27 protein-coding genes and 1 pseudogene are annotated in these 18836 nt (G+C 66.1%); 11 read left to right on the top strand and 17 right to left on the bottom strand.

What is annotated here, in order from left to right; all coding sequences use genetic code 11:
- The first annotated feature begins 29 nt into the window (after nt 1-29).
- Nucleotides 30-248: a DUF4287 domain-containing protein gene (locus G7078_RS01640; protein WP_246166404.1), complete on the top strand. Its 219-nt coding sequence runs from the start codon at nt 30-32 to the stop codon at nt 246-248.
- A 19-nt stretch (nt 249-267) separates the two neighbouring features.
- Here the strand turns inward: G7078_RS01640 and G7078_RS01635 are convergent, their stop codons facing one another.
- A complete protein-coding gene (locus G7078_RS01635; protein WP_166092336.1) occupies nt 268-708 on the bottom strand; it encodes a GFA family protein in 441 nt (146 codons plus the stop codon).
- Between the two features lie 92 nt (nt 709-800).
- On the opposite strand from G7078_RS01635, the gene G7078_RS10860 reads away from it, so the two are divergent.
- Nucleotides 801-1019, top strand: a complete 219-nt coding sequence (locus G7078_RS10860) for a hypothetical protein (RefSeq protein ID WP_425505254.1) — start codon at nt 801-803, stop codon at nt 1017-1019.
- A 33-nt stretch (nt 1020-1052) separates the two neighbouring features.
- Here the strand turns inward: G7078_RS10860 and G7078_RS01625 are convergent, their stop codons facing one another.
- The 5 genes and pseudogenes from G7078_RS01625 to G7078_RS10790 form a co-directional block, all read right to left on the bottom strand.
- Entirely contained in the window at nt 1053-1208 is a 156-nt protein-coding gene (locus G7078_RS01625) for a hypothetical protein (protein ID WP_166092334.1), read from the bottom strand.
- A 254-nt stretch (nt 1209-1462) separates the two neighbouring features.
- Entirely contained in the window at nt 1463-1741 is a 279-nt protein-coding gene (locus tag G7078_RS10965; RefSeq protein WP_425505264.1) for a DUF1810 family protein, read from the bottom strand.
- Nucleotides 1742-1749: 8 nt separating this feature from the next.
- A pseudogene (locus G7078_RS10960) lies at nt 1750-1851 on the bottom strand (DUF1810 family protein); the annotation flags it as partial.
- Between the two features lie 202 nt (nt 1852-2053).
- Nucleotides 2054-2503 (bottom strand): pyridoxamine 5'-phosphate oxidase family protein, encoded by a 450-nt coding sequence (locus G7078_RS01615; RefSeq protein WP_166092333.1) that lies wholly within the window; start codon nt 2501-2503, stop codon nt 2054-2056.
- A gap of 78 nt (nt 2504-2581) precedes the next feature.
- Complete coding sequence (locus G7078_RS10790; RefSeq protein WP_206367459.1) at nt 2582-3997, bottom strand: DUF305 domain-containing protein; 1416 nt, start codon at nt 3995-3997, stop codon at nt 2582-2584.
- 138 nt (nt 3998-4135) lie between these two features.
- On the opposite strand from G7078_RS10790, the gene G7078_RS01605 reads away from it, so the two are divergent.
- Entirely contained in the window at nt 4136-4831 is a 696-nt protein-coding gene (locus G7078_RS01605; protein WP_166092331.1) for a Crp/Fnr family transcriptional regulator, read from the top strand.
- Here the strand turns inward: G7078_RS01605 and G7078_RS01600 are convergent.
- From G7078_RS01600 to G7078_RS01590, 3 genes are all read right to left on the bottom strand, one after another.
- Nucleotides 4828-5250 carry a hypothetical protein gene (locus tag G7078_RS01600; protein WP_166092329.1) on the bottom strand — a complete coding sequence of 141 codons (423 nt, stop codon included), beginning with the start codon at nt 5248-5250 and terminating at the stop codon, nt 4828-4830. The genes G7078_RS01605 and G7078_RS01600 overlap by 4 nt on opposite strands.
- A 118-nt stretch (nt 5251-5368) precedes the next feature.
- Nucleotides 5369-5827, bottom strand: coding sequence for a YaiI/YqxD family protein (locus G7078_RS01595; protein WP_166092328.1), 459 nt, complete (start codon nt 5825-5827; stop codon nt 5369-5371).
- A gap of 6 nt (nt 5828-5833) precedes the next feature.
- The gene (locus G7078_RS01590; protein ID WP_166091708.1) at nt 5834-6178 is read right to left on the bottom strand and encodes a hypothetical protein; all 345 of its coding nucleotides are present in this window, start codon (nt 6176-6178) and stop codon (nt 5834-5836) included.
- A gap of 102 nt (nt 6179-6280) precedes the next feature.
- On the opposite strand from G7078_RS01590, the gene G7078_RS01585 reads away from it, so the two are divergent.
- The 4 genes from G7078_RS01585 to G7078_RS01570 all read left to right on the top strand — a co-directional run bounded on the left by G7078_RS01585 (nt 6281) and on the right by G7078_RS01570 (nt 9224).
- Complete coding sequence (locus G7078_RS01585) at nt 6281-6898, top strand: hypothetical protein (RefSeq protein ID WP_166092327.1); 618 nt, start codon at nt 6281-6283, stop codon at nt 6896-6898.
- 13 nt (nt 6899-6911) lie between these two features.
- The gene (locus G7078_RS01580; protein ID WP_166092326.1) at nt 6912-7463 is read left to right on the top strand and encodes a hypothetical protein; all 552 of its coding nucleotides are present in this window, start codon (nt 6912-6914) and stop codon (nt 7461-7463) included.
- 10 nt (nt 7464-7473) lie between these two features.
- Nucleotides 7474-8565: a retroviral-like aspartic protease family protein gene (locus G7078_RS01575; RefSeq protein ID WP_166092323.1), complete on the top strand. Its 1092-nt coding sequence runs from the start codon at nt 7474-7476 to the stop codon at nt 8563-8565.
- 122 nt (nt 8566-8687) lie between these two features.
- A complete protein-coding gene (locus G7078_RS01570; protein ID WP_166092320.1) occupies nt 8688-9224 on the top strand; it encodes a hypothetical protein in 537 nt (178 codons plus the stop codon).
- A 58-nt stretch (nt 9225-9282) separates the two neighbouring features.
- On the opposite strand, the gene G7078_RS01565 is transcribed toward G7078_RS01570, so the two are convergent.
- Together G7078_RS01565 and G7078_RS01560 are read right to left on the bottom strand one after the other, a co-directional pair.
- Nucleotides 9283-9549 (bottom strand): hypothetical protein, encoded by a 267-nt coding sequence (locus G7078_RS01565; protein ID WP_166092318.1) that lies wholly within the window; start codon nt 9547-9549, stop codon nt 9283-9285.
- A gap of 99 nt (nt 9550-9648) precedes the next feature.
- Nucleotides 9649-10185 carry a peroxiredoxin gene (locus G7078_RS01560; protein WP_166092316.1) on the bottom strand — a complete coding sequence of 179 codons (537 nt, stop codon included), beginning with the start codon at nt 10183-10185 and terminating at the stop codon, nt 9649-9651.
- A gap of 97 nt (nt 10186-10282) precedes the next feature.
- Here G7078_RS01560 and G7078_RS01555 point away from each other — a divergent pair, with 97 nt between their 5' ends.
- Nucleotides 10283-10807 (top strand): hypothetical protein, encoded by a 525-nt coding sequence (locus G7078_RS01555; RefSeq protein WP_166092314.1) that lies wholly within the window; start codon nt 10283-10285, stop codon nt 10805-10807.
- A gap of 10 nt (nt 10808-10817) precedes the next feature.
- Here the strand turns inward: G7078_RS01555 and G7078_RS01550 are convergent, their stop codons facing one another.
- The 3 genes from G7078_RS01550 to G7078_RS01540 form a co-directional block, all read right to left on the bottom strand.
- Entirely contained in the window at nt 10818-11003 is a 186-nt protein-coding gene (locus G7078_RS01550; RefSeq protein WP_166092311.1) for a PspC domain-containing protein, read from the bottom strand.
- 284 nt (nt 11004-11287) lie between these two features.
- A complete protein-coding gene (locus G7078_RS01545) occupies nt 11288-12148 on the bottom strand; it encodes an SDR family oxidoreductase (protein WP_166092309.1) in 861 nt (286 codons plus the stop codon).
- A gap of 132 nt (nt 12149-12280) precedes the next feature.
- On the bottom strand, nt 12281-12538 hold the full coding sequence (locus G7078_RS01540; RefSeq protein WP_166092307.1) for a hypothetical protein: 258 nt from the start codon (nt 12536-12538) through the stop codon (nt 12281-12283).
- Between the two features lie 113 nt (nt 12539-12651).
- On the opposite strand from G7078_RS01540, the gene G7078_RS01535 reads away from it, so the two are divergent.
- The 3 genes from G7078_RS01535 to G7078_RS01525 are packed head-to-tail and all read left to right on the top strand — an operon-like array spanning nt 12652 to nt 16642.
- Nucleotides 12652-14469, top strand: a complete 1818-nt coding sequence (locus G7078_RS01535) for an ABCB family ABC transporter ATP-binding protein/permease (RefSeq protein WP_166092304.1) — start codon at nt 12652-12654, stop codon at nt 14467-14469.
- On the top strand, nt 14466-16241 hold the full coding sequence (gene recQ, locus G7078_RS01530; protein WP_166092302.1) for a DNA helicase RecQ: 1776 nt from the start codon (nt 14466-14468) through the stop codon (nt 16239-16241). The genes G7078_RS01535 and recQ overlap by 4 nt, the downstream gene beginning before the upstream one ends.
- Nucleotides 16238-16642 carry a protein tyrosine phosphatase family protein gene (locus G7078_RS01525; protein WP_166092299.1) on the top strand — a complete coding sequence of 135 codons (405 nt, stop codon included), beginning with the start codon at nt 16238-16240 and terminating at the stop codon, nt 16640-16642. The genes recQ and G7078_RS01525 overlap by 4 nt, the downstream gene beginning before the upstream one ends.
- Before the next feature lie 13 nt (nt 16643-16655).
- On the opposite strand, the gene G7078_RS01520 is transcribed toward G7078_RS01525, so the two are convergent.
- The 3 genes from G7078_RS01520 to G7078_RS01510 are packed head-to-tail and all read right to left on the bottom strand — an operon-like array spanning nt 16656 to nt 18822.
- On the bottom strand, nt 16656-17204 hold the full coding sequence (locus G7078_RS01520) for a DUF924 family protein (RefSeq protein WP_166092297.1): 549 nt from the start codon (nt 17202-17204) through the stop codon (nt 16656-16658).
- Nucleotides 17201-18625, bottom strand: a complete 1425-nt coding sequence (tldD, locus tag G7078_RS01515; RefSeq protein ID WP_166092294.1) for a metalloprotease TldD — start codon at nt 18623-18625, stop codon at nt 17201-17203. The genes G7078_RS01520 and tldD overlap by 4 nt, the downstream gene beginning before the upstream one ends.
- Nucleotides 18622-18822, bottom strand: a complete 201-nt coding sequence (locus G7078_RS01510) for a zinc-finger domain-containing protein (protein ID WP_166092292.1) — start codon at nt 18820-18822, stop codon at nt 18622-18624. The genes tldD and G7078_RS01510 overlap by 4 nt, the downstream gene beginning before the upstream one ends.
- Nucleotides 18823-18836: the final 14 nt, after the last annotated feature.

The following is an 18836-nucleotide window of genomic DNA, read 5'->3' as shown; positions in this document are numbered from 1 at the left end:
TGCGCTTGGCTGCCTCTGACGGCGAATTCTTGAACAGACCCGATGACCACCCCCATCAAAGGCCCCGCCTCCTAATTCCCCTCGATCAAGACACCTACCGCCAGATCGCGGAGTGGAAGGCGCTGATCCGCGCCCGTCCGCCGTCGAAGCACATGGAGCTGGTCGCCTGGCTGAAGGCGGAGCATGAGATGGGCCACGGCCACGCCAAGGCCCTCGTCGCGCCCACGCTGGCGTGGCATCGCGGCTAAGCGCGCCGCCGCCGGTCGTTCAGCCGCCCCCGCTCTCGCCAACGCCGAATTTCGCCATCACCTGCGCCCCGGTCAGCTTCTCGGCATTGCCGGCGAAGGCGTAATAGGCCGGCTTTTCGTCGATGAAGATTTCTTCGGCGAGCGGCTCCAGCGCGTCGTCGTCGAACAGGCCGGCGAGCAGGCCGTAGCCGTCGCCCGGCAAATAGTGGAAGAAAAGGCTGCTTCCGCAGCGCCCGCAAAAGCCGCGCTCCGCCCACTGTGAGGATCGGTAGCGCACGATATGCTCCGCCCCCGAAAACTCGACTTCGCTGCCGCACTGGACGCCCAGGTAAGCGCCCCCGCTCCACTTGCGGCACATCGTGCAATGGCAGGCCTCGACCGTGCGCCGGCGCGGCACTGCCCGCACCGTCACGGCGCCGCACAGGCACTTGCCCTCGATCGATCCGGAATCGTTTTCCATCGCGTCCACCTCCCTGCCGGTCATCTTCTACAGCCCGAAAATGTCCACGCCCGACCTGAATTTCATCGCATCGAGCGCGCCGAAGATCGTCTGTGGCTGGTGCGCGCCAGGAAACGGTGGGGGACGTGGCCTATATGGAGGCGATGATCCCACACCATTCGCTCGCGATCATGACGAGCAAGCGGACCGATGCCATCATCGCGGCGCAGGTGCGCGAGATTGCCGAAATGAAGCGCCACATCGCCCGGCCGCAGGCGCATCCCGGCGCGACTGGCTCGCGCGAAGGCGAGAATACGCAGCCCGCGCGCTAGGCCTGCGCCCCGTCTTCAGGCACCCCGCGCGCGCTAAAGCAGCGATGCCACGAAACCGCCGATCAGCAGCACCGCCGCGCCACCGATTAGCAGCATGTCGCGCAGACCGCTTTCAACATACTCCTGGTGATCGCCCTCGCTGAAATCATCGCGGGCATCGAAGTGCACGATATCGCCAAGCCGTCGCATCTGGAGCCTCCTTTGCTGACGGGGGCTCCACCATACGCCTTGCGGCCGAGTCGGACCAAGAAGCGCCGCCGCCGGTGCTTTCACCCCAGGCGGTCAGGCTTGCCCGCCACCGGCGCAGCGGGCGGCCGGGAGCCCGAATGGTCGGACGATTACGACCGCAAAATCCGGCTCTATTATATCCGCACTGCCTGAACGCGGAGCGAAACGAACGAGGAAAGGGGTGGCGTTCGCCGCCCCTTTTTCTGTGCGCTGGCCTAAAGCGCGAAAATCTCCACGCTCGACCTGAACTTCATCGCGTCGAGGGTGCCGAAGATCGTCTCCAGGCTTCGGCCTTCATCCACCCACGCGCGCACCGCCGCGACGCACTCGCGATACCGCGGCCCAAGCAGCGGATGCGCCAAATACGCCCGCGCCTCATCCTCGCCTGACAGGCCGTAATATTGCGCCATCTCGCTTCGCCCCAGGTCGCGGTGCTGGGGGACGGAGCATGGGCGAGCAGTCCGGGGGACTGTCCGCGTCTGCGACGGGACCAGATCCAGTGGCTGCGTTTCTCGCCGGCTCGTAACTCGGCCAGCGCCTGTTCGTACACGCCGCCGCCTTGCGAATCGACGAAGCGCTGCAGGTTGAAAGGGTCGCCGGCCATCCCGCCGCTTACCACGCGCCGGCCGATTTTGCTGTCCTACAGGCGGGCCTTCGTGCTGGAATCGCCCGGTGCCGCCGTCGGTGCATCACGGCGCGATTCGCCGTCTCGCCGAGGCTGCCGACCCGCCCGCTAAAGTCACGAAAATGCTGCACGACCGCGTGACTTTAGTGACGTTAAGCGCCGATCTTGCGGCTCCTGCGGGTCAGGCGCTGGTCAGCTTGACCTCCCCTTCATCGCCGCCATCCCAATAATGCACGCGGTCGGCCTTGACCTTGATCAGCGTCAGGCCCGGCGTGTCGATCCCTTGCGGCCACCAGCGTTCCAGCCCTTTTTGCCAGCGCTTCTCGAACTGCGCCTTGTCGCGGATCAGCTCGCCCTTGCCTTCAATGGCGATGAAGATGCCGGGCTTGCCGACCACGCCCATCAGCCCGCCGCTGCCCTGGAAGCTCAGGCCCGCGGTCGGGTCGCGTTCCAGGTCCTTGACCGTGCGGCTGTCGCCGTCGCTGAAGAAGAAGCAGTCGCCGTCGAAGGCGACTTCGCGGTTGTTCGACATCGGCCGCGCCGCCAGCCCGCCGTCGCTGATCGTCGTCAGCATGCAGAAATCGATGTCGCGCATCTTTTCGCTCAGTTGCTCGATCGTCATCTCGGCCATCTTCGTTCTCCCATCGCTGTTTGCTGGTGGGAACGCGGCGGGCCGCCGGTCGATGCCGGTGATAGACCAAAGCCCGTGTCAGTGGCCGGCGTGCGCTCCCGCAGCTGCGCCGCGCGATTGCATCTGTCGGATCTCCTGCTGCTGGCTGTCGACGATATGCTGGGCAAGCGCGCGCAGCTGCGGGTCGCGACCGCTTTGCAGGTAGGCTTGCGCCATCGCGACCGCCGACTGGTGATGCGGGACCATCATTGCGACGAAATCGCGGTCGACGTCGCCGGTCATGCGAACCCCGTTCATGTCGGCCTGCATCGCGTCCATCGCTTCCATCATGGCCGCGGTCGCCGGGTCTGCCTCGGGCCCCGGCTGGCCATGATAATGCTCCTGCCCGCGCCAGAAAGCGCCCGGGCCGACCCCCGATTGCGACGATGGCGGGCGCTTGCTTTCCGGCCGCAGAAGCGCCGCCAGTGGTCCCGTCGCCTGCTTGTAAATGACGTAATGCTGCCCGGAGTAGGAGATCATCGTCACCGCCAGGGCAATCACCAGCCCGACCGGCACCCACCAGGTCGAGCGGCGATCGTGCGGCGCGACTTCCAGCGCTTCGCGCGGCGCCGGATCGGCGATGACGACCAGCAGCGCCGCAAGGATCGTCGCATGGCCGATCATGTCGACCCGCCCGAACGGATAGACCGCCGAAAACATCAACAGGAACAGCGCCGCCGCGCTCAGCCGCCGGATCAGCGAGGTCCACAACAGCCCGAACCCAAGCGTGAATTCGGCGACCCCCGCCATCGTCGTGTACGGGCCGAACGGGATGCCGAAGGCCAGGAACGGCTTTTCTTCAAGCAGCGGCGTGAACCACTGCGGGTACATGAGCTTTTCCATGCTCGACCACATTAGCGCCAGCGCCACGCCCCAGCGCAGGACCGCGAAACGGCGATCATGCCACGCGCCGTCCTTCATGCCCGACAGCAGCAGATAGCCGGCCAGGCCAAGGCCCAGCGCGAGATAATCGTAGAGGTGGAACAGGTCGTAATTGCCCATCGCGACCAGCCACAGCAGGACGATCGCAATCGCCGCGATCGGCCGAGTCCGCCGCGCGAGGGCCAGCAAGGCAATGACCAGCTGCGCCCACGGGATCAGCTCGGACCGGGTCTTCAGCTCCGGCGTCAGGTAGGATCCGCCGACGGCGTAGAGCGCAACGAAGAAAGCGAAGATGACGGCGATTAGGAAGGCGTCGGCATTGTCGCGCAGCAGCCGGGTCGCCTTGTCGAGGCCCCTGCTGACAGCGATGCCGGGCGCCCGCCGTTCCAGCATGGTGGTCGTCAGGAAGAAGGCCAGGACCAGGCCCATGCCCAGCCAGAAGTATGGCAGTGCCAGCGTGGTCAGGATCGGGACCGGGCTTTGCGCCACCTCAAATTCCTCGAACCACTTCACGTGGGCCTGCGCGGACGAGGACAGGATCACCAAGGCGGCGAACGTCAAAAGGCGGTACATCGAGTCACTCCAGATCGGTCGTTGCGCCCGGCTATTCGCGCGACGCTACTCCTACTTTGACTGCGGTCAATCTGACGGCTCGGCGCTGGGAGTATCTAGCGGTGGCGATGGGCTCGCTTCGCGCCTAGAATCCGACGCATGGCCGCCAATCCTCTCGCCTGCGCCACCTGCCCCGTGCGGGATCGTGCCGCCTGCTCCGCGCTTACCGAAGATCAACGCTCCGAGCTTACACAGCTTGGCCAGCATCGCACGCTGCGCCGTGGGGAAACGCTGTTCGCAACGGGCGACGAGGGATTTGCGTGCGCAACGTTGATCTCGGGCGCGTTGAAGATCGCGAGCTTCTCCGCCGACGGGACCGAGCGGATTTTGAGCCTGGTCCATCCGGCGGGGTTCGTCGGCGAGATGTTCGCACCGGTCGAGCGGCACGACGTCGTCGCCTTGACCGACAGCAACCTGTGCGTCTTCGCTCGCAAGGATTACGAGCGTGCGATCGAGCGTTTTCCGGCACTTGGCCGCGCCCTGCTCCGGCGCACTGCCCAGGATTTGTTCGAAAGCCGGTCGGCCATCGACCTGATGAGCCGCCGCAGCGCGCAGCAGAAGGTCGCCGGCTTCATCCTTTCCATCGCCCGTTCGGCCAGCGAATCCCCGTGCCACGCCGCCGCCCAATTCGACCTTCCACTAAGCCGCGCGGAAATCGCCGGCGTACTTGGCCTGACCATCGAGACGGTCAGCCGCCAGCTTTCCCGGCTGGAGCGCGAAGGCGTGATCGCCCGCCAGGGCCGCCGCGGAGTCAGGCTCGTCGACGCCGTCCGGCTCGAACAGCTCGCGGCTTAGGTCAGCGCCGCGATCGTCGCGATGGCGAGCGCCCAGCAGAAGATCAGCACCGGCAGGACAAGGACCAGGACCACCGCCTCGCTACCACCACAGCGGCCGCGTTCGACCGCGATCCCATGCTCGATGAAATCCGACCAGCGCTTCGACTTGGCGCTTCCGTCGGGGGCCGAGCGGACGAAGATCGCCGGAACGGTGAAGAAGGCCGCGATGAAGGCGACGCAAATGCCAAAGGGCACCGCCATCCCGGGATTGGCAAAGGCGGCGCTGAGTACCGCCACGAAGCCCAGGAAGAGCGCGCCCATGGCAAGGTGCAATCCAAGCGGAAGCTCAAAGCTATAGTCCTGCCAGGCCGGCGCCGGCGGCGCAGCGACAATTTCGCTGCTGTCGATCAATTGAACTTTGTCGAGGCGAGCAACCATCTGCCGAACTCCTTTGCTTGGAGCGGCATTAGGCGCGCTTGGGATGGAAGACTTTGACCGCGGTCAAAAATCGGCCGGCGCGCTGCGCGTTTTTTAAATTGGAGAGCGAGGCGGCGTCTTACCGGCGCAGCCGCTCCAGCGCCGTGTCGAGCGCCTGCAGGAACCGCGACCGGTCGGCCTTTGCGAACGGCGCAGGTCCGCCGGTGATGCCGTCGGCCGCGACCCGAAGATCGGCCATGATCGCCCGGGTGGCGATGGCGCCGCCAATGCTGGCGCCGGTGAAGGGCTTGCCGTTGTGGGCGATCACCGTCGCGCCTTTTTTCAGGCAGCGGTCGGCAAGCAGGATGTCGCCAGTTATCACCACTGCGCGGACGTCGGCCTGCCCGGCGATCCAGTCGTCGGCGGCATCGAAGGCGTCCGACACCACGATCCGCTCAATCAGCGGGTGATCGGGCACGCGGATGCGTTGGTTGCTGACCACGGCCACCGGCACGCCGCGCCGCCACGCCACCTTGTAGACCTCGTCCTTTACGGGGCAGGCGTCGGCGTCGACCAGGATGCGGACGGCAGCGCTCATCGCGGCTTAGCTGTTTTTGAAATGCTCCAGCTTCTCAAGCCCGCCGCCGCCCTTGGTCGAAGGGTTGGCGGCGATGGTCTTCACCTTTTCCTTCTTCGGCTTGCGCGCTTCCTTGTTCGATTTCATCTGGCCCTTGGCCATGGCTGCTCTCCTGGTGTGCAGGTGCTTCTTTAGCACGAAATCGGCCGCGCCCCACGGCAGAGGCGCGGCCGTGTCGTTTTTTAGCAGCCGCAGTTCTTGCAGGTGCACGGATTGCAGCGGCAGCCGCCCCGCGTGTCGAGCTTTGCCGCCTGCGTCTGCTGTTCGGTCATCTGGCTGTTCATTTCGTGTCTCCTTCGCTTTCCGGGGCAATGATTCGCCGCCGGTGGCCAGCGTCTAACTTCCGTACCATAGTACGGTAGCAAGCATTATTTTTCTAGCCTTCCGCCCGTTCGATGTGGCTGATGTCGGCCGATGAGCCGACGTTTATCAAGCATCGCCTTTGCACTGGCGCTCGCCGCTTGCTCGCCCGGCGCGGACGAAGGCGCGGCGACGGCCCAGCGACCGACCGCAGCAGCACCCGCCGTTAGGCCCGCCCCGGCGGTGTCGGCCGAGCCCGCCCAGGCCGAGCCGCCGGCGCTCGCCTTGGCCGGCGAAGGTCTGATGCTGTTCGATCGCGAATCGGGTTCGTCGCGGACCCTTGGCTTTGGCATTTGGGGCGAACAATTGCTCGATGCGCTGGCCTTCCGAGGACCACCGGTCGGCGGCAAGCTCGACGAATGCGGCGCCGGCCCGCTCCAGCAGGCGAGCTGGGACGACGGGCTGGCCGTCTATTTCCAGGACGGCAAGTTCGTCGGCTGGGCGGCCGGCGGCGGCAACTCGAAGCCGGGTGGCGAGCGCCTCGCCAATGCCGCTGGAATCGGCCCCGGCAGCACGCGCGCCGAACTCGACAGCGCGCTTGTGGCGAAGGTTTTCGAATCGACTCTTGGCACTGAATTCGCTGCTGGCGACCTGTTCGGGATACTGGACGGGACAAGTAAGGCCGCCCGGATCAGCCACATGTGGGCGGGCATCAGCTGCAACTTCAGATGAGCTGGATCGTGCGATGACAACAGCAGGACGGTTCCCGGTCGTCGCGACCTTGCTCGCCATCGTCGCGGCGCCGAGCCTGGCCTGCGCGCCCCCGCAACTGTCGGCTGCGGGCTATGGCAAGCTGGCCATTGGCAGCCGGCTGGCCGACGCGAAGCGCGCCTACCGGCTGGCGACACGGCCCGACTACACCGACGATTGCGCAATCTATACGACGGCCGAGGCCCCCGGCCTTCACGTCTATGTGGAACATGGCATCGTCACGCGGGTCAGCGTGATGGCGCAGGATGGCGAAGGCGACCCGGTCACGCCGGCCATCCGAACCAGCGTGGGCATCGGCATTGGTTCGACCGAGGCCGACCTTCGCGCCGCCTACCCCGGCTTTCGCCATCTTTACGGCGCGAAGCTGCTCGCCGCTCCCGGCGACCCGTTGCGCAATGTCCTGGTCCTGCCCGAAGCGACCAAGACCGAGCCCGGCCTCCGGCTCGACCTCGACGGCAGCGGTCGGGTCCGCGAAATCTCCGCCGGCGTGCAGCCAGCGCTGGGGTATCGGGAAGGCTGCAATTGACGCGCCAGCGATGGGCAGGAAAGATCGCTCCATCGAGGATGCCAGCGTGACCCGCAATCTGACCTTGTCGATCATCGCTGCGGCCGGCCTGGCGGCCTTGGCATCCGCTGTCAGCGGAGTGACCGCCAAGCCCCGGCCAGCGCCGCCGAGCCAATCGACCGTGGCCCCGCTGCCGCCGGCGCAGATCGACCAGGGACTGGCGATCGGCGGCGAGGAATTGAAGGCGCGCGAAGTGGAAACGCGGCTGACGGTGCCGGTCTTCATCAATGGCCAGGGCCCATATCAGTTTGTCGTCGACAGCGGCGCCGACACGTCGGTCATCGGACAGCGGATCGCGCGCGCGCTGGCGCTACCCGTGGGCAAACCGGTCATCCTTAACGGCATGACCTCCCGCGACGTCGTCGACCAGGTGCGGGTTGCCGAGCTCAAGCTGGGGTCAAACCGACTGACCGACGTCAGCCTGCCGGCGCTCCGGGAAGCCCATCTTGGGGCCGACGGATTGATCGGCATCGACGCGCTCGTTCAGCAGCGGCTGATGCTCGATTTCGAACGGCGGCTGATCCGGATCGAGGATGCCCGAGTCCCGATCAAGATCCGCCCCGGCGATATTGTCGTCACCGCTCGCCGCCGCCGCGGCCAGTTGATCCTGACCCAGGTGCACGCCGCCGGCCTGCCGCTCGACGCGGTCATCGATACCGGCACCCAGGTGACGATCGGCAACCTTGCACTGCGCGACAAGTTGCTGCGCCGGAACAAGGACAAGTTCGTCAAGATGCAGGTGACCGGGGTCACCGGCGTCAAGGTTGAGATGGATTTCGCCCGCATCGGCGAACTCCAGTTGGGCCCGGTAGCCCTCAACGATGTCCCGATCGCGTTTGCCGATGTGCCGCCGTTCAAGCTGTTCGGGCTTCAGGACCAGCCGGCGCTGCTGCTGGGCACCGACCTTCTGAAATCATTCCGCCGAGTCTCGCTCGACTTCCGGTCCCGCAAGGTGCGGTTCCAGCTGCGTGACTGCAAGTCGCGCGGGATCGTCATCAGCACTTCGCCTGACACGTTCGCGCGAATCTCTTCGACTGGAACGCCGGACGTTTGCGAGCGCTAGCCTGGGGCGCGAAGTCCACGGCGACCGCTCCAACGCTTTTCAGCGATTGCTCACCCGTCGCTCATGCCGCTCATTCGACGGCGCGCTACCTCGCCGCCAGTGAAATGAAGGGATGCACGGCGATGAACACGATTGAAAATCACCAACGCGACTTGGGCTGGGTACGCTATGTCGGATGGGGCGGCGCGGTCGCATTGATCCTGCTGCCGCTGGTGGCGATGCGGCTGGCGCCGGACGCCGGCGTCAACTGGACGCTTAGCGATTTCGTTTTCGCCGCGGGCCTGATCGGCACCGTCGGCCTGGTCGTCGAGCTGGCGATGCGCGCGGCCCGTAACTGGGCACAGCGGCTAGGCGCCCTGACGGCGATCGGTACTGGTTTCCTGCTGGTCTGGAGCGACCTTGCGGTCGGATATATCGGCGACGGGTCTTCGCCGCTCAACATCGCGCTGCTGGCGATCCCGCCGCTGGTGCTGATTGGCGCGCTGGCCGTCCGGATGCGGGCCAAGCCCATGGCCGTGTTGCTGACGGCGGCGGCGGCTGCCCACGGCGTCACGGGTGCGATCGGCTACCCCCAGGATCCGGTGACCGGACCGATCACCGCCGTCTTCGTTGCGCTCTGGTTAGGCGCTGCGTGGCTGTTCCACCGCTCGGCGCGGTGAGCCGAAACGCAAACGGGGCGCCCAAAGGACGCCCCGCGACGCGTGCTCTGCGTCGAGCTTAGTTGGCGCTGTTGCCGTCGGCGTCCGCGCTTTCGCGGACCGAATCGGCCTTTTCTTCGCCGGCTTCACGCGTGGCGTCGGCCTTGTTTTCCAGGGCGTCTTCGCCAGCTTCGGTCGTGGCGTTGTCGGCCGCTTCCTCAAGGTTGTCGGCCGTGGCTTCGGCATTGGCCTCGATGTTGTCGGCCTTTTGCTCTTGCGGGCTCTGGTTGCAGGCAGCCAGCGAACCAAGGCCAACGGCTACTGCGAGTACGGTGAATTTTTTCATCTAAGCTTACCCCTATTGATCGAACCTGAGTCGGCTATAGCGCCTGGGCAGGCGACTAGTTCCAGTAACGCAACAAAAGCCAATCGCCCAGAGCCGAAATTACGACTTCCCTTTGAGCCCTTCGACCGCCGCCAGCGTCTTCTTGACGTGCTCGCTCCAATTGAGATCGGAATGGACAAAGACGATCTTGCCGTTCGGCGCGATGACGTAGGACGTGCGATTGGACATGGTGCTGAGATTGTTCACCACCGGCATTGCGACATCGTAAGCCTTGATCGTAGCGCGCGTCGCGGTGGCGACGGGAAAGGCGTTGCGGCACTCCTCGACCGAAAAGCGCTTCAGCGTCGGCAGGTCGTCGGCCGACATGCCGATCACTTGCGCGCCCGCCTTGCGAAAATCATCGCGCGCTTCGCTGAAGGCCCGCGCTTCAAGCGTGCAGCCCTTGGTGAAGGCCTTGGGATAGAAATAGAGAACGACCGGGCCGCGCTTTAGCAGTTGCGCGAGCTGGAAGCGGAAGGGCCTGCCGGCAAGCGCGCCGACGGTGGTGAAGTTCGGGGCCGTCGCACCCACCGGCAACGCGGCGGATGCGGGCGCGGCCACGGCGGCAATCGACAATCCAATCAGAAACTTATGCATGCGCGCTCTCCCGGCCGACTTGGCCCCAGCCTAGCCAAGGGACGAGCAGCGCGCCAGCGCGGGGACACCAATCGCCCGCAACGGCGTTGTTACGGCCATGCAAAGAACGATCGTAGCTGCAGCATTGGCGCTTTCGGCCTGCACCCAGGCGCCGCCATCCGCCACGGAGAACGCCGCCGTCGCCGAGGTCACGGTCAACCAGGAGCCTTCCGAACCCCCCGAAATGGCGACGAACGCCACTGCGCCAGCGCCGACGACGCCGCTGCCGGCCCCCGGTCGGCCATCGATCGCGGCGAGCCCGTGCGATTTCCAGGATGGGAAGGTGCTGCCCACCACCAGGCTGCGCGGCACGGGGACGGAGCCGTTCTGGAGCACGCGCATCCAAGGACGCTGCGTGACTTACTCGACGCCCGAAAACCAGGCGGGGACTCGGGTCTGGACGAAGTTCGCCGGCACCGGCGAAAGCGGCACCTGGTCGGGGATGCTTGATGGCCGGCCGTTCGTGCTCAAGACCAAGCCAGACGCGAAATGCTCTGACGGCATGTCGGACACGGTCTATCCGATTGCGGTGTCGTTGACCGTCGGCGGCGAGCAACGCAGCGGCTGCGCCCGGCCGGAGTGAGGCGGCTGGCTCAGCGCTCCGAGGCGAGCCAGCCGGTGAGGACGTAGAAGAGGACCACGACCGGCCCGGTGACAAGCAGTGCGGCGACAAGGCCGAGGCGGATGATCAGCGCGTCGACGCCGCTCCAGTCCGCCAGTCCGGCGGCGACGCCCATCAGCTTGCCGTCGCTGCGGTTGAGTAAAAAGCGTCCGTTCATTGCCATTCCTTCCGTCAGGCGATCAGCGAAGTGGCGCTGCTGATCAGCAGCATGGCCGACACGAAGGCGGCGGCGAGCGAGGTGGCGGTCGTGCGGTTCGGTTCGAAAATTGCGATCATCGGTCTGTTCCCTTTTCTGTCGGGACCCACGATCGGACCCCTGCAACCTTCAATGCAGGGATCGTGCCAATTTGGAATTATCCAATGTTTACAGTGTTCGTGCTTTCGGGCTGGCAGAAATTCCCACCAATTCACCGCCATGATGTGGTGAATTTCGCCGACTTCCTAGCTTGAAGTCAGGTCGCCGCCATTGGGGTGGAGCACCTGCCCGATCATGTAGCTGCTGTCTTCGCAGGCCAGGAACAAGAAGGCCGGCGCGACCTCGTTGGGCTGGCCGGGGCGGCCCATCGGCGTATCCTTGCCGAACTCCGGAATGTCTTCCGGCTTTTGCCCGCCGAACGGGTTGAGCGGAGTCCAGATCGGTCCGGGCGCCACGCCGTTGACCCGAATGCCCTTGTCCACCAGCGCCTTCGACAGCGACCGGGTAAAAGCGGTGATCGCGCCCTTGGTCGCGCTATAGTCGAGCAGCTGCGGCGAGCCCTTGTACATCGTCACCGATGTGCAGTTGATGATCGCCGACCCCTGCTTGAGGTGGTCGAGCGCCGCCTGCACCATGAAGAAGTAGCCGTAGAAATTGGTCTGGAAAGTCCGCTTCAGCTGCCCTTCCGTAATGTCGCGAATGTCTTCGTCGGGATGCTGCTCGCCCGCGTTGTTGACGAGGATGTCGAGCCGGCCGAACGCCTCGATCGTCTTGGCGACGGCCTGTTCGCAAAAAGACTTGCTGCCGACGTCGCCGGCTATGGCGATGGCGCGGCGGCCTTCGCCTTCGACGATCTCCTTCGTCTTCCGCGCGTCGTCGTGCTCGCACAAATAGAGGATTGCGACGTCAGCCCCCTCGCGCGCGAACAGCGCCGCGACGGCGCGGCCGATTCCGCTATCGGCGCCGGTAATCAGCGCGACCTTGCCCTGCAGCCGCCCCGACCCGGGATAGCGCGGCGCCCAGTCGGGCTTCGGCTCGAGCTGGCTTTCATGGCCCGGCTCCCGATCTTCGTGGATCATCGGTTCCATGACATCATTGTCGCTCATCGCACTGCTCCCTTGGCGGTCCATTCGCTTCGCGCGCCGGCACGGCACGCGGCACTTCGCCGATTCAACCGGCGCCGCGAAAAGCCGTTCCTGCAGTTGGTCTTCAGATGAGCGCCGCTCGGCGCGTTGGGCCTAGGCCTGTCGGGCGGGGGTCCGAGGCTTGGGCTGTTCGGCCTTGGCCTTTTCCGCAGTCTCGCTCGGGCCGACCGCGCGGCACTGGGCGAGCAAGCTCGGGAAATCGAAATCGCTGTTCTTGGTCAGCGTTTCCACCGTCGCGGCCTCGCACGCAGCCTGGCTCTCGTAGCGCGTCGGGGCGGTGGCGACGGGGGTGCAGGCGGTGCCGCCGTCGGCGCAGCCGAGGATTGCAATGATAAAGTAACCCGGACCCATGTGTTCTCGCCTGTCGGTGAACTTGTCTTCAGAACCGACAATTAATGGCGTGGTTCCAAACGGTTCGTCGCATCCGTTTGCTGGCGCGCGTGGGCGCTCCTACGTAGGGGCGGATGGCAGCGGCGGCACAGGTTCCGGAAAAGCCCAAGGGCGGGTTCAAAACGCTGCTTCGCTTCCTGCCGATGCTCTGGCCGGCGGGGGAGCGGGAGTTGAAGGCGCGCGTCGTCGGCGCAGTCCTGCTCGTGCTGGCCGGCAAGGCGGCGGTGCTTCTGATGCCGTTCGCCTACAAGGGCGTGATCGACCGGATGGCGACGGGCGCCGCCGTCTTCTCCGTCGTCGCCGCTTTGGTCCTGGCCTACGCCGGCGCGCGCTTCGCCGGGGTCCTGTCCGACAATCTGCGCAACGCCTTGTTCGAAAAAGTGGGGCAGAACGCGGCCTGGCGTCTTGCCGGCCAGGTGTTCCGCCACATCCATCGGCTGTCGCTTCGCTTCCACCTTGAACGCCGCACCGGATCGCTGACCAAGGTGGTCGAGCGCGGCACCAAGAGCATCGACATGATGCTTTATTTCCTGCTGTTTAACATCGGCCCGACGATCATCGAACTGGCGGCGATCTGCGTGATCTTCTTCGTCAAGTTCGGGTTCGGGCTGGTCGCGGCAACGCTGGCGATGGTCGCCCTCTACATCGCCTTCACGCGCAAGGTGACCGACTGGCGGGCACGGCTGCAGCGCGAAATGAACGAGGTCGACAACCGCGCCATCGGCCGCGCCGTCGATTCGCTGCTGAATTACGAGACGGTGAAATATTTCAGCGCCGAGGAGCGCGAGGCCAAGCGCTACGACGACGCCATCGGCCAGTTCACCAGCGCCACCGTCAAGAATGAAGTTTCGCTGGCGTGGCTCAACATCGGCCAGTCCTTCATCACCAACCTGATGATGGCCGGGGCGATGACCTTCACCGTGTGGGGGTGGAGCCGCGGGCAGTTCACGCCGGGCGACGTGGTGCTGGTCAATTCCTTGCTGATGCAGCTGTTCCGGCCGCTCGACATGCTCGGCTGGGTCTATCGCACCATCCGCCAGGGGCTGATCGACATGGAAGCGATGTTCGGCCTTCTCGACACCGCGCCGGAGATCGTCGACCGGCCGGGCGCGAAGCCGCTGGGCGTCAACGGCGGCCACGTCCGCTTCGAGGACGTGCGCTTCGGTTACGAAGACGGGCGCGAAATCCTGAAAGGGCTGAGCTTCGAGGTCCGCCCGGGTTCGCGGGTAGCGATCGTCGGCCCGTCGGGCGCGGGCAAGTCGACCATCGCGCGGCTGCTTTACCGCTTCTACGAACCGTCGAGCGGCCGGATCCTGATCGACGGCCAGGACATTGCCGAGGTCAAGCAGGACAGCCTGCGCGCGCAAATCGGGATCGTGCCCCAGGATACGGTGCTGTTCAACGACACCATTGGCTACAACATCGCTTACGGGCGTGACGGTGCCGAACACGGCGAAGTCGAAGAAGCGGCGCGCGGAGCGGCCATCGACGGCTTCATCGAATCGCTCCCCAGCGGCTATGAATCGCTGGTCGGCGAGCGCGGGCTGAAGCTTTCCGGCGGAGAAAAGCAGCGGGTGGCGATTGCCCGGACGCTGTTGAAGAATCCGCCGCTGCTGATCCTCGACGAAGCGACCAGCGCGCTCGACAGCCGCACCGAAGAAGCGATCCTGGCGACGCTGGAGCGGCTGGCGCTCGACCGGACGACATTGGTCATCGCCCACCGCCTGTCGACCATCGTCGATGCCGACCAGATCATCGTCCTCGACCAGGGCGTGGTCGCCGAAAGCGGCACCCACGCCCAGCTGCTCGCCAGCAACGGGCTTTACGCGGAGCTGTGGAATCGGCAGGCCAGCGAGCGCTCGGCAGAAGAGGCGGCGCTGGCGGCGGAATGACGAGCGATCCGGGCACAATCCTCAAGACGGTTTTCGGTTTCGACAGCTTCCGCGGCGTGCAGGAGCGGGTGGTCGACCGCGTGATGGCCGGCCGGCACACGCTGGCGGTGATGCCGACCGGCGCCGGCAAGTCGCTGTGCTACCAGCTGCCCGCGCTCGCCCGCGAAGGGACGGCGCTGGTCATCTCGCCGCTGATCGCCTTGATGCACGACCAGATCCGTTCCGCAGACGCGGCCGGCATCCGGGCCGCCGCGTTGACGTCGGCGGACTCGGACCGTGAGCGGACGATCGAGCGGTTGCGCGCGGGCGAACTGGACTTGCTTTATGCAGCGCCGGAACGGGCGACCACGGGCAGCTTCCAGCGCTTGCTCGGCGACGTCCCGCTGTCGCTTATTGCAATCGACGAAGCCCATTGCGTCAGCGAATGGGGACACGATTTCCGCCCCGATTATCGGCTGTTGCGGCCATTGCTTGACACGTTCGGCGGCGTCCCGCGGCTGGCGCTGACGGCCACCGCCGACGAGCGTACTCGAAGCGATATCCTCGCCCAGCTTGGAATCCCCGACGACGGGCTGGTCATCGCCGGCTTCGACCGGCCCAACATCCGCTATCACGTGCTGCCGCGCGACGGATTGCCCGGTCAGCTCAAGACGCTGCTTGCCAGCCACGGCGGCTCCGGCATCGTCTATGCGCCAAGCCGCGACAAGGCGGAGCGGATCGCCGAGACGATCGCCGCCGGCGGGCGCAAGGCCGCGCCTTACCATGCCGGCCTGGAACCGCAGGTGCGGTCGCGCAACCAGTCCGCCTTCGTCGCTTCGGAAGACATGGTGATCGCCGCCACCGTCGCCTTCGGCATGGGGATCGACAAGCCCGACGTGCGTTTCGTTGCCCACGCCGCAATCCCCAAGTCGATCGAGGCCTATTACCAGGAAACCGGCCGCGCCGGTCGCGATGGCGAGCCGGCCGAGGCCTGGCTGTTCTGGGCCGCGGAAGACTTTGCGCGCGCCCGCCGGCGGATCGAAACCGAGGTCGAGCCCGATCGCCGCCAGGGCGAACGCGAGCGGTTGAACGCGCTCGCCGCGATGGTCGAATCGGCCTCCTGCCGCCGCGCCATCCTGCTGCGCCACTTCGGCGAGGCGCCGGCGCAAAACTGCGGCAACTGCGACAATTGCCTGAACCCGCCGGCAACGATCGACGCGACGGAAGTTGCGCGAAAGCTGCTTTCCGCCGCGTTCCGCACGGAAATGCGCTTCGGGGTCGCCCACCTGGCCGACGTGCTGGGCGGCAATGACAGCGAAAAGGTGCGCAGCTTCGGCCACGACCGGTTATCGGTGTTCGGCATTGCCGACGCCGACGAGCTCGCCTTGTTAAAGCCGGTGTCGCGCGCGCTGATCGCCCGCGATGCGCTTCGCGCCGATGCCTATGGCGGGCTGTCGTTCGGCCCCGGCGCAAGGCCGATCCTGAAGGGCGACGAGAGGCTGGTCATTGCCGTGCCCCCGCCGCGCAAGCGCGGGTCGCGGCGGCGATCGTCGGACGGTCCGGCCGACCCGCTGTTCGAGGCATTGCGGGAAGCGCGGCGATCATTGGCATCCGCCGCCGGGGTTCCGCCCTACGTCGTGTTCCACGATTCGACGCTTCGCGGAATCGCCGAGCGGCGCCCGGGCACGCTTCGCGAACTTGCCGAAGTTCAGGGCGTGGGCGAAGCGAAGCTGGAGCGCTATGGAGAAGCGATGCTCGCAAGCGTTCGGGCATTCGAGGAGGAAAGCGCATGATCCGCAAGCTCGACGACACCACATTCGTGAGCGGCCAGGTCACGCCCGCCGAAATCGCCCAGTTCAAGGATGAGGGCGTGACCCTGATCATCAACAATCGGCCGGACGGCGAGGATCAAGGCCAACCCTGCAGCGCCGAGATCGAGGATGCTGCGGTAAAAGCCGGCATCGCTTACCGCCACATCCCGATCGTCCGGGGGATCGGCCCCGCGGACGTCGAACTGATGCGCCAGGCGCTCGAGTCCGCGGACGGAAAGGTGCTTGCGTTCTGCCGCTCCGGAACCCGGTCGGCGCTCGCCTGGGCAGTCGCCCGTCGGCATCAGGGCGCTTCGGTCGCCCAGCTCGAGGCCGCGGCCGCCGATGCCGGAGTCGACATCGGGCCGATCGCCCACCTGCTGTAAACTTAGCCGGCAGTCACCACGGGACGACGTCGCCGGCGGCAATTTCGTCGGGACGCGGCGATCGGCCAAGGATCGCATTGCGGTGGGGAAAGCGGCCGAAACGTTCGATGACGTCATGGTGCTTTTGCGCAAACGGCAGATACCGTTGATCCTTCAGCCCCGACACCAGCAGCAGCGAGTGCCGTTGGTCATCGAGATCCTCGCTGTGCTGGAACGGCAGGTAGAGGAAGGCGCGCTCGTCGTCGGACAGCCCGTCGTCGAAATCGCGGGCAACCGCCGCCTTTGCGATCTGTAGCGCAAGATGGTCGGTGGCGAACTGTTCCGCCGAGCCGCGGAACATGTTGCGCGGGAACTGGTCGAACAGGATGACCGCGGCAAGCGCGGTGCGGGGATCGGCAAGGAAACTGTCCACCGGTAGCTGGCGCTGCTCGGCCCAGAGATGCTGGAAGCGGTCGGCGATCGCTTCATCCAGTTCGGGATCGCCCCCGAACCAGCGGTCGTAGCCCAGGCCGAACCAGAAATTCAGGACATCGGCACGCCAGTTTGCGGCGGCCTCGGTCAAGCGGCGGTGCCGCCGACCGTCAGCCCGTCGATCAGCAATGTCGGCTGCCCGACCCCGGCGGGAACCGATTGGCCGCCCTTGCCGCAAACGCCGATGCCTTCGTCGAGGCACATGTCGTTGCCGATCCCCTTGACCCGGGTCAGCACCGTCGGACCGTCGCCGATCAGGGTCGCGCCCTTGACCGGCTCGGCGATCTTGCCGCCGCGGATTCGATAGGCCTCGGTGCAGGAAAATACGAACTTGCCGCTGGTGATATCGACCTGCCCGCCGCCGAAGCTCTTGGCGTAAATGCCGTCGGGGACGCGGGTGATCAGCTCGTCGGGATCGTCGTTGCCACCGAGCATGAAGGTGTTGGTCATCCGCGGCATCGGCGCGTGCGCGAAGCTTTCGCGGCGGCCGTTGCCGGTCGGATCGACGCCCATCAGCCGGGCATTGAGCCGGTCCTGGATATAGCCTTTGAGGACGCCGTCTTCGATCAGCACGTTGCGCTGGGTCGGGGTGCCTTCGTCATCGATCGTCAGCGACCCGCGCCGGTCGCGGATCGCGCCGTCGTCGATCACCGTCACGCCGGGCGCCGCGACACGCTCACCGATGCGCCCACTGAAGGCCGAGGTGCCCTTGCGGTTGAAATCGCCCTCCAGCCCGTGGCCGACCGCTTCGTGAAGCAGCACGCCGCACCAGCCGGGGCCGAGCACCACCGGCATTTCGCCTGCGGGCGCCGCGACCGAGGACAGGTTGGTAATCGCCTGCGCCAGCGCCTCGTCGATGCCGCGGTTCCAGACCGCCGGGTCGAACAGCCGGTCGTAAAGATAACGGCCGCCGGTGCCGTAGCTGCCGGTTTCGCGCCTTGCACCGTCGGCGGCGACGATCTGGATCCCAAGGCGAACCAGCGGGCGGACGTCGGAGGCAATGAAGCCGTCGGAACGGACGATCTCGATCGCTCGCCAGCTTGCCGAAAGCGCGACGCTGACCTGCGCGACCCGCGGGTCGCGGGCGCGGGCGGCGGCATCGATCTGCTGGCAAAGCGCGACCTTGTCGGCAAACGCAACCGCGCTGAGCGGGTCGTCGGCGCCGTACATCGCCTGGTTGGTCCGGGCCGGGGACGGCGACGGCGCGCCCTTGGCGGGGTCGAGCAGCTTGAGCGTGGCGGCGGCGCGATCGATCGCGGCGGCGCTGATTTCGTTGGCGTGGGCGAAGGCGGTCATCTCACCGCTGACCCCGCGCAGGCCGAAGCCCGAACCGGTGCTGTAATCCGCGGTCTTCAACCGGCCGTCGTCGAACCCGAACCCCTCACTCGCGCTATATTCGAGGAACAGCTCGCCATCGTCGCAGCCGGACAGGTGCACGCCCGCCAGACGCTTGGCGTCGTCGCGATCGAGCAGGCCGGGTCGATAGATAAACTGGCGCGGATCGATGCTCATGCCGAGTCGGTGTCCGCGACTCCCCCTTCGAGCACGAAGCGGCGGTCGCAATAACCGCACTCGACGAACCCGACCGAGGGGTCGATCCGAAGGAAGACCCGCGGGTGCCCCAATTCGGGCGACACCGCCCCCGACCCGTCACAGGCAACCTGCGGCGCAGTCACCTTGAAGGTTTCAGGAGGCGGTGGTCCGTTCATCGCAGCTGCGCACT

It is taken from the genome of Sphingomonas sinipercae (genome assembly GCF_011302055.1).
GTDB lineage: Bacteria > Pseudomonadota > Alphaproteobacteria > Sphingomonadales > Sphingomonadaceae > Sphingomicrobium > Sphingomicrobium sinipercae.
The sequence above is the reverse complement of the archived record's forward strand: the minus strand, read 5'-3'. Positions and strand labels throughout refer to the sequence as shown.

Excerpts from the sequence above, each read along its gene's own strand:
- G7078_RS01635 (WP_166092336.1), bottom strand. The coding sequence starts at position 708 with ATGGAAAACGATTCCGGATCGATCGAGGGCAAGTGCCTGTGCGGCGCC.
- G7078_RS01625 (WP_166092334.1), bottom strand. The coding sequence starts at position 1,208 with ATGCGACGGCTTGGCGATATCGTGCACTTCGATGCCCGCGATGATTTC.
- G7078_RS01615 (WP_166092333.1), bottom strand. The coding sequence starts at position 2,503 with ATGGCCGAGATGACGATCGAGCAACTGAGCGAAAAGATGCGCGACATC.
- G7078_RS10790 (WP_206367459.1), bottom strand. The coding sequence starts at position 3,997 with ATGTACCGCCTTTTGACGTTCGCCGCCTTGGTGATCCTGTCCTCGTCC.
- G7078_RS01605 (WP_166092331.1), top strand. The coding sequence starts at position 4,136 with ATGGCCGCCAATCCTCTCGCCTGCGCCACCTGCCCCGTGCGGGATCGT.
- G7078_RS01600 (WP_166092329.1), bottom strand. The coding sequence starts at position 5,250 with ATGGTTGCTCGCCTCGACAAAGTTCAATTGATCGACAGCAGCGAAATT.
- G7078_RS01595 (WP_166092328.1), bottom strand. The coding sequence starts at position 5,827 with ATGAGCGCTGCCGTCCGCATCCTGGTCGACGCCGACGCCTGCCCCGTA.
- G7078_RS01585 (WP_166092327.1), top strand. The coding sequence starts at position 6,281 with ATGAGCCGACGTTTATCAAGCATCGCCTTTGCACTGGCGCTCGCCGCT.
- G7078_RS01580 (WP_166092326.1), top strand. The coding sequence starts at position 6,912 with ATGACAACAGCAGGACGGTTCCCGGTCGTCGCGACCTTGCTCGCCATC.
- G7078_RS01575 (WP_166092323.1), top strand. The coding sequence starts at position 7,474 with ATGGGCAGGAAAGATCGCTCCATCGAGGATGCCAGCGTGACCCGCAAT.
- G7078_RS01570 (WP_166092320.1), top strand. The coding sequence starts at position 8,688 with ATGAACACGATTGAAAATCACCAACGCGACTTGGGCTGGGTACGCTAT.
- G7078_RS01565 (WP_166092318.1), bottom strand. The coding sequence starts at position 9,549 with ATGAAAAAATTCACCGTACTCGCAGTAGCCGTTGGCCTTGGTTCGCTG.
- G7078_RS01560 (WP_166092316.1), bottom strand. The coding sequence starts at position 10,185 with ATGCATAAGTTTCTGATTGGATTGTCGATTGCCGCCGTGGCCGCGCCC.
- G7078_RS01555 (WP_166092314.1), top strand. The coding sequence starts at position 10,283 with ATGCAAAGAACGATCGTAGCTGCAGCATTGGCGCTTTCGGCCTGCACC.
- G7078_RS01550 (WP_166092311.1), bottom strand. The coding sequence starts at position 11,003 with ATGAACGGACGCTTTTTACTCAACCGCAGCGACGGCAAGCTGATGGGC.
- G7078_RS01545 (WP_166092309.1), bottom strand. The coding sequence starts at position 12,148 with ATGAGCGACAATGATGTCATGGAACCGATGATCCACGAAGATCGGGAG.
- G7078_RS01540 (WP_166092307.1), bottom strand. The coding sequence starts at position 12,538 with ATGGGTCCGGGTTACTTTATCATTGCAATCCTCGGCTGCGCCGACGGC.
- G7078_RS01535 (WP_166092304.1), top strand. The coding sequence starts at position 12,652 with ATGGCAGCGGCGGCACAGGTTCCGGAAAAGCCCAAGGGCGGGTTCAAA.
- recQ (WP_166092302.1), top strand. The coding sequence starts at position 14,466 with ATGACGAGCGATCCGGGCACAATCCTCAAGACGGTTTTCGGTTTCGAC.
- G7078_RS01525 (WP_166092299.1), top strand. The coding sequence starts at position 16,238 with ATGATCCGCAAGCTCGACGACACCACATTCGTGAGCGGCCAGGTCACG.
- tldD (WP_166092294.1), bottom strand. The coding sequence starts at position 18,625 with ATGAGCATCGATCCGCGCCAGTTTATCTATCGACCCGGCCTGCTCGAT.
- G7078_RS01510 (WP_166092292.1), bottom strand. The coding sequence starts at position 18,822 with ATGAACGGACCACCGCCTCCTGAAACCTTCAAGGTGACTGCGCCGCAG.